Origin of the sequence: Chitinophaga sp. (genome assembly GCF_039596135.1) — a bacterium.
Taxonomy (GTDB): domain Bacteria; phylum Bacteroidota; class Bacteroidia; order Chitinophagales; family Chitinophagaceae; genus Chitinophaga.
In genome coordinates, this window is sequence record NZ_JBCNKH010000025.1 from 76,987 (window position 1) to 84,425 (window position 7,439).

The window sequence follows — 7,439 nt, forward strand, 5'->3', positions numbered from 1 at the left end:
TTATCATGCGATTACTAATAACAACATTGATACTGGCCGTTATATTAACTTCCTGTAAAAAATGGCTGGACATACAGCCTGAAAGTGAGATCTCTGACGAGGTTTTATTTTCAACACAAGACGGTTTCAGGGAAGCACTGATCGGGGTGTATACCAAATGCTCACAGGAGTCGCTCTATGGCAAAGAACTGACTGTAGGCACGCCTGAAGTACTGGCGCAAAACTATACCCTCACTGATAATGATGCGTATTATTACCTGAAGACCAGCAATTACATTTATACCGACGCAGACTTCATCAGCAGGAAAAATAATATCTGGCTGGGATTATACAATGCCATTGCCAATTGCAACCTGCTTCTCTCCAATATTGACGGTAAACAAAAGATCTTTACTGGCAATAACTATGCACTGATCAAAGGCGAAGCACTGGCACTCAGAGCCTACCTGCACTTTGATCTGCTACGCATGTTTGCACCTGTCACTCTTTCTGCCACCGGCATTCCTTATGTTACGAAATATTCAAAAGACATCACGAAGATGTCTACAGTAGGTGCGGTGCTGGACTCTGCCATCAGTGATCTGACCAAAGCAAAAGAACTGCTGGCCATTGATCCGATCCTCAGCAAGTCTTATGTGGTAGGCTACCCTACCGAAACCGATACCACCCTGAATACAGAAGAAAGCAACCCGGAGCTATTTTTACAAAACCGCCGGCACCGGTTGAACTATTATGCAGTATGTGGTACGCTGGCAAGGGTATACCTTTATAAGAATGATAAAACCAATGCACTCGCCAACGCACTCGAAGTAATCAATTCCAAAAAATTTCCCTGGACAAACAACAGTGATTTCCTCGCTGTAGACGATGATAAGAAAGACCACATTCTATACAAGGAACTGCTATTTGGCTGGTATATACCATCAATGGCCACTACCTATAAGAATTCATTTTTCCTGAGCAGTACCAGCGGTATTCACCTCTCAGAAAATGCAGGGCAATCCATTTATGAAACCGGCGGTGCAGGTGCAGATGATCTTCGCTACAAAGAATGGTTTGTGTCCAGCAGTGGTACAACGGCCAATACACTGAACATTACCAAGTACAACCATAACACAGACAATACTGCCACAGATGCGAACCTGCACTACATGATGGCTCCTGCCATCCGCCTGAGCGAAATGTACTACATCGCAGCAGAATGTACTTCCAATGCCGACTACCTCAATACGGTACGCACCCACAGGGGTATTGGCAGTGCTATCACCGGCGATCTGATCACAGAGCTATTAAAAGATGCCCGTAAAGAATGGTATGCCGAAGGACAGATCTTTTACATGTACAAAAGATTGAACCATGACATTGCCAACCAGAGCGGCGGCAACATTCCTGCCTCAGACAAAATATTTGTATTACCACTTCCAAACGATGAGATTCTTTATGGCGGAAGATAAAAAAGACTACACCATGAAAAGGATATATATCATTCTACTGATGGCACTGTTGCCGGCATGTAAGAAAGCAGCAGAACTACATTTTGACCATGCAGCCAATATCCATTTTGACCTGAGCGGCGGGGATAAAGATAGCATTGTATATACTTTTGCCTATACGCCTACGCTCTCGCAAGACACCATCTGGCTACCTGTACAACTCGCAGGCATACAGGAGAACCAGGACAGAACATATAGCGCCTATGTAGAAACAGACTCTTCTACCGCACAGGCAGGTGTGCATTATGAGCCATTGAAACCAGGTTATACGTTGCGTGCAGATACTGGCAGGGCATCTATTCCCGTAATTATCTACAATGTGGCAGACCTCGAAAATGAGTCAGTCTCATTAATGATAAAACTGAAAGCAACCAGCGACCTTGGGATTGGCATTCCCACCGCCGATGATGGCAGTAACCTGCTGAAAGCGAAGATCGTCTTCTCTGCCATGCTCGAAAAACCAAACTGGTGGAACATGTGGCTGGGTAGCTATTATTCCCGTACCAAGCATCAGCTGTTCCTGATCGTAACAGGTGTGACCACCCTTACTACCGCTGGACTGGATGCTCCCCGCAATCTCTACCTGGTCAACCTGCTCACAACGATGCTGAATGATCCGTTTAAATGGGTGGCTAATAATCCTAAAAAAGGATATGTACTGGAAGCCAGTGGCAACGACTACTACTTCTACAACACAGAAAATCCTGCGAGGAAGATACTGCTGCGCAAAAATGCGGCAGCTGGTAAATATTATTTCATTGACGAAAACGGAGAGGAGGTAAATTAATATGAAAAATCATCTCACAGCAATAATATGTTTTCTGCTCCTGACGGCGTGCTATAAAGACAAGGGTAATTATGATATAAATATGCCGCTTAATCCCACCGTCAGCGGACTGGATTCTATCTATGAGGCAGTAGTGGGCGATAGCCTGATCATCACACCAAAGGTAACGATTGGCAACAGTGACTCACTGGTATTGGAATGGCGAATCAGTGCACCAGAGGTGGAAACAGGATACCTGTATTACACAGGTTCTTCCCTGCGTATGCTCTTTGGCCTGCAGGCCAACTTATACTCTGCCCGGCTCTCGGTATACGACAAGAATAACGGTATCCGGTATTTTTATTCTTTCCAGATTCAGGGGATGACGGAATTCACCGCAGGTACGACAGTGCTGAGTGTAGAAAACGGGGTGACGAAGTTATCTTTCATTACACCCGGGGGGCAGGTAAAACCTAACATTTATGAAACAGTCAATGGGCATAGTCTGCCCCCCAACCCATTGCACCTGTATTATATGAAAGACCAGATGCAGGGGAATATGGCACTGGGTTACTGGATCATTTGTAAAAAAGACGGCGTACGACTGAATGTGAGCAGCCTGCAGGACGATCCTACCTATCCTAATACACTGGTGAATAATTTCTTTTCTGCACCGGATAGCATTATAGTAGGCTCCATCCAGCAAGGCAACAGGGGTTTCCTGACAGGCATTATCAACGACAAGTTCTATGCTGGTTATACCACTACCTGGAACCAGGCCACTACCTATGGAATGTTTGGAGACTATGCATCGGGCACCTATAACCTCGCACCTTCCTTTATTTCTACATTGATCAATGGGGCTTATTCCTACATCGGTTTTGAAAAGGATAAGCAGCAGTTTGTACGCATCAGTGGTACGCCATTCTATTATGGTACGCAGTATACAACCACTAGTACAGCAGCATTTGACCCTACGAATGTAGGGTTGTCACTCATACATATGGAGCAGATCAACAGTGGCGATTGCTTTGCATATTGCCGCGCTGCCGACGGTACTATATATGAATTAAAGTTTACCGTCAGCTTTACGAATAGTCCTTACACTTTCACACCCGTTCACAAGCGCGCTTTCATACAACCAGGCCTGATCAATGAAGATACCAAATGGCAGGCCGCCATCAATGGAGTGCTTTATATCGCATCAGGAAAAAAGGTGTACCGGTATAATCCATTAAACCAGGAAGTGCGTGCGCTGGAAACTTCATTCGGTGAGAACACGGTTAGTATGATCAAACTCTCTGACAACCAGGATACACTTATTGCAGGGGCTGGTAACTCACTCTATTATATGGATATCAGCACCGGCAAATATGGTGTGCTGGCAAGAACAATCACAGGTATTCCCGGACAGCCGGTAGACATCGCATGGCGTCCATAACATATAAACTTATTCACTATGCATAAATTAATATTCACTTTATTGCTGCCGGTAATTGGCGTAGCACAACAAAAGAACTTCAGTATCCAGGGCACTACACCTGCTGTTAAAAATGGTTGTAAAGTTTACCTGGATTACCAGTCAGACGGTAAGAACCAGGTAGATTCTACCGTGGTAAAAAATGGACATTTCTCCTTTACTGGAACCGTGCAGGAACTCTGTTATGCCCGGATGGTATTCGACCATGAAAACAAAGGTAGGTATTGGGTGGTAAATGTTGGAGACCGTTTCTATTTCTACCTGGCGAATGAAACTTACAAAGTAGCAATTACGGATTCTCTTAAAAAAGCAACCGTGACCGGCTCTCCTACCCACAAAGCATATGCAGCTTTCCTGTCGCAGATAGGTGGCGGGTTTATGAATATTATCGATTCTGCCAACCAGGAAATGAGTGCGGCAACAGATACAGCAGCCATTCCCGCTATCCGGAAAAAATACGATAGCAAATTTGCAGCCATGCATGAAAAAGAGAGAAAATTCATAAGCGCGCATCCTGATTCTTACTTCTCTATCGTTGCATTGACGGATGTGGCGAACAAAGCGCCTATGAGCGAAGTAGAGGCTATGTATAAGGGATTGAGTGAGCGGGTACGTACCACTACTCCCGGCAAGGAGATGCAGTCAAGAATAACAGCAGCCCATACAATCAAGGTAGGCCTTGCTGCGCCCGACTTTGAACAACCGGATGTAAACGGCAAGCCCATTAAGCTCTCCGACTTCAGGGGGAAATATGTACTGGTGGATTTCTGGGCCAGCTGGTGCCATCCGTGCAGGGAAGAAAATCCCAACCTGAAAAAAGCTTATGGTGTATACAAAGACAAAGGGCTGGAAGTACTGGCAGTATCGCTGGATGACAGGCAAACCAGGAATGCCTGGATCAAAGCGATCGAGACAGATGGGCTGCCATGGGTGCATGTTTCTGATCTGAAAGGCTGGCAGAACCAGGTGGCGGTATTATATGGTATACGGGCAGTGCCACAGAATTATCTGGTTAATCCTGAAGGCAAGATTGTCGCTCAAAACCTGAGAGGCCCGGAACTGGCCACTAAACTGGCAGAATATATACATTAATTGCTCAGAATCGCCTGTTTTCGTCAGGCCCCCGGATAAAAAGAGCCTGTATCTTACTTTTAAGATACGGGCTCTTTTATTTTTTGTTTATTTTTTATACTTTTCTTCGGCATAGTTACATTTAACACTATATACTTGGCAAAACCTGACATTGCACTCGAATTACTACCAGATCAGCAACTGCTGCAGCTGCTTGCGGCAGGAAGCCAGGCGAGCTATACCGTCATTTATGCGCGGTATAGTGAAATATTGTTCAGGCATGCCTATAATATGCTCGAAGACCGGGCAGAAGCGGAGGATGTGATACAGGAGGTGTTCCTGGTACTGTGGACGAAGAGAGCCGATGTAGCAGGGGCGAAGTCACTTTCCGCATACTTATACACCAGTGTTCGTAATCGTATATTAAATCACCTCACCCACCAGAAGGTTGTAGACAAATACCTGGATAGCATTCGTAATTATATGGAAACAGGCGGTTATAACGCCGATGAACTGCTGCGAGAAAAAGAGCTGGCAGCAGTGATAGAAAAAGAAATTGGGGCCATGCCGCCGAAAATGAGGGAGATCTTTTTGATGAGTCGTGATCAGCAGTTGTCACATAAGTCTATTGGAGAGTTGCTGAATATTTCTGATAAAACAGTGAAACAGCAGGTGTATAAAGCGGTGAAGCAATTAAAGGGAAGGGTAGATAATTTCTTTAAGGTGATACCAATATTTTTTTAGAATCAATAGTAGACCTATCAAATTCCATACACTCATAATCACCCACTTACATACTTTATCCTCCTCCCTCTCTCTCCCTATCAAAATTATTCTATATTTGACCCGATAAACTAATGTGGCTTTTTCTTTCCCTATCACTTAAAATCCACATGAAAACTGTACCCGTTTTTTCTTCCCATATCATTAAAAACCGGGTATCCTATGTCCATCAAAATAACCTAAATAAACACAATGAAAAGAACAGTTGTCTTATTGATTAACCTGCTCCTCGCAGCTTTCACCTACGCACAAACACCCGTATCCCTCAATGGCCAGTTGAAAGTAGTCGGCACCAAACTCTGTAATCAGAACGGCTACCCTATTCAACTCAGGGGTATGAGCACCCACGGTATCCAATGGTACGCCGGCTGCATCACCGATGCCTCCCTGGATACACTCAAAAACGACTGGGGTGCAGACATTGTACGCATTGCCATGTACGTACAGGAAGGTGGTTACGAAACCAATCCCTCCTACTACACCTCCCTCGTTAAAACCTATGTAGACAAAGTCACCGCCCGTGGCCTTTACGCCCTCATCGACTTCCACATCCTGACTCCCGGTGATCCCAATTACAATACCGACAGGGCAAAAACATTCTTCACCGACATTGCCAACACCTACAAAAACTACAACAATGTTTTGTACGAAATATGCAATGAACCAAACGGTGTTACCTGGGCCACAATTAAGAACTACGCTGATCAGATCATTCCACTCATCAGGGGAATCGACAATGACGCTGTCATTTGCGTAGGCACCCGGGGCTGGTCTTCACTCGGCCTCTCCGAAGGCAGCACTTCCCAGGAGATACTGGACAATCCCCTCAGCTATGCCAACGTGATGTACAGCTTCCACTTCTATGCAAAAAGCCACCAGGATTATTACATCAATCACCTGGACTGGGCATCTGACCGCCTGCCTATCTTCGTGACCGAATTCGGTACACAGGAAGCTTCCGGCGATGGCGCCAATGATCTCACCATGAGCCAGCGATACCTGGATCTGTGCAAAAATAAAAAGATCAGCTGGACCAACTGGAACTTCAGTGATAACCCATACAGCGGCGCCGTATGGAACAGCGGTACCTGCTCCGGCAATACCTGGACCACCAGCCAATTGAAAGAAGCAGGTGTTTTTATTCGCAATAACATGCGGACTGCCGATGATTTTGGCTCCGCTAACAGCGGTACGAATATCGCCCTGGGAAAAACTGTTACTGTATCTTCTACTGAAAGCTCAACCACTTCTCTCGCTGGTGCCAATGCTGTAGATGGCAATGCCGCCACCCGCTGGTCTTCTACGCTTTATGCCGATCCACAATGGATCACTGTAGATTTGGGCAACAGCTATAACATTTCCGAAGTAAAACTAACCTGGGAAGCCGCCTATGCCAAAGACTACCTCGTTCAGGTATCTGCAGATAATACCAACTGGACTACTGTCAAAACAGTTTCAGGCAATACCAGCTTGGCGAACGATCACACCGGCTTATCTGCTACCGGTAGGTATGTACGCATCTATGGTACTGCACGCGGTTCTGCCTATGGCTATTCAATATATGAACTGGAAGTATACGGCACGCTCGCTAATACCTCCAACCTCGCACTGAATAAAACCGTTACTACCTCTTCAGTAGAAACAGGTGGTCTGGAAGGTAAATACGCCGTAGATGGTAATGCCGCCACCCGCTGGTCTTCTACGCTTTATGCCGATCCACAATGGATCACTGTAGATCTGGGCAACAGCTATAACATTGCCGAAGTAAAACTAACCTGGGAAGCTGCTTATGCCAAAGATTATCTCGTACAGGTATCTGCAGATAATACCAACTGGACTACTGTCA

The 7,439-nt window shown here is 45.5% G+C and carries 6 protein-coding genes; all 6 read left to right on the top strand.

The genetic code is table 11. The features are described from left to right. Positions 1-5 precede the first annotated feature (5 nt). A complete protein-coding gene (locus ABDW16_RS16225; protein ID WP_343671086.1) occupies positions 6-1,454 on the top strand; it encodes a RagB/SusD family nutrient uptake outer membrane protein in 1,449 nt (482 codons plus the stop codon). Between the two features lie 13 nt (positions 1,455-1,467). Continuing rightward, positions 1,468-2,280, top strand: coding sequence for a DUF4843 domain-containing protein (locus ABDW16_RS16230; RefSeq protein ID WP_343671088.1), 813 nt, complete (start codon positions 1,468-1,470; stop codon positions 2,278-2,280). 1 nt (position 2,281) lies between these two features. After that, positions 2,282-3,700: a PKD-like family lipoprotein gene (locus ABDW16_RS16235; protein ID WP_343671090.1), complete on the top strand. Its 1,419-nt coding sequence runs from the start codon at positions 2,282-2,284 to the stop codon at positions 3,698-3,700. Positions 3,701-3,718: 18 nt separating this feature from the next. Then, positions 3,719-4,831, top strand: a complete 1,113-nt coding sequence (locus ABDW16_RS16240) for a TlpA disulfide reductase family protein (protein ID WP_343671092.1) — start codon at positions 3,719-3,721, stop codon at positions 4,829-4,831. A gap of 135 nt (positions 4,832-4,966) precedes the next feature. Next, positions 4,967-5,554, top strand: coding sequence for an RNA polymerase sigma-70 factor (locus ABDW16_RS16245; protein WP_343671094.1), 588 nt, complete (start codon positions 4,967-4,969; stop codon positions 5,552-5,554). A gap of 231 nt (positions 5,555-5,785) precedes the next feature. After that, on the top strand, positions 5,786-7,439 hold a 1,654-nt coding region (locus tag ABDW16_RS16250; RefSeq protein ID WP_343671095.1), incomplete at its 3' end, for a cellulase family glycosylhydrolase.

Coding starts and splice junctions, on each gene's coding strand:
- ABDW16_RS16235 (WP_343671090.1), top strand. CDS start 2,282: ATGAAAAATCATCTCACAGCAATAATATGTTTTCTGCTCCTGACGGCG.
- ABDW16_RS16240 (WP_343671092.1), top strand. CDS start 3,719: ATGCATAAATTAATATTCACTTTATTGCTGCCGGTAATTGGCGTAGCA.
- ABDW16_RS16230 (WP_343671088.1), top strand. CDS start 1,468: ATGAAAAGGATATATATCATTCTACTGATGGCACTGTTGCCGGCATGT.
- ABDW16_RS16225 (WP_343671086.1), top strand. CDS start 6: ATGCGATTACTAATAACAACATTGATACTGGCCGTTATATTAACTTCC.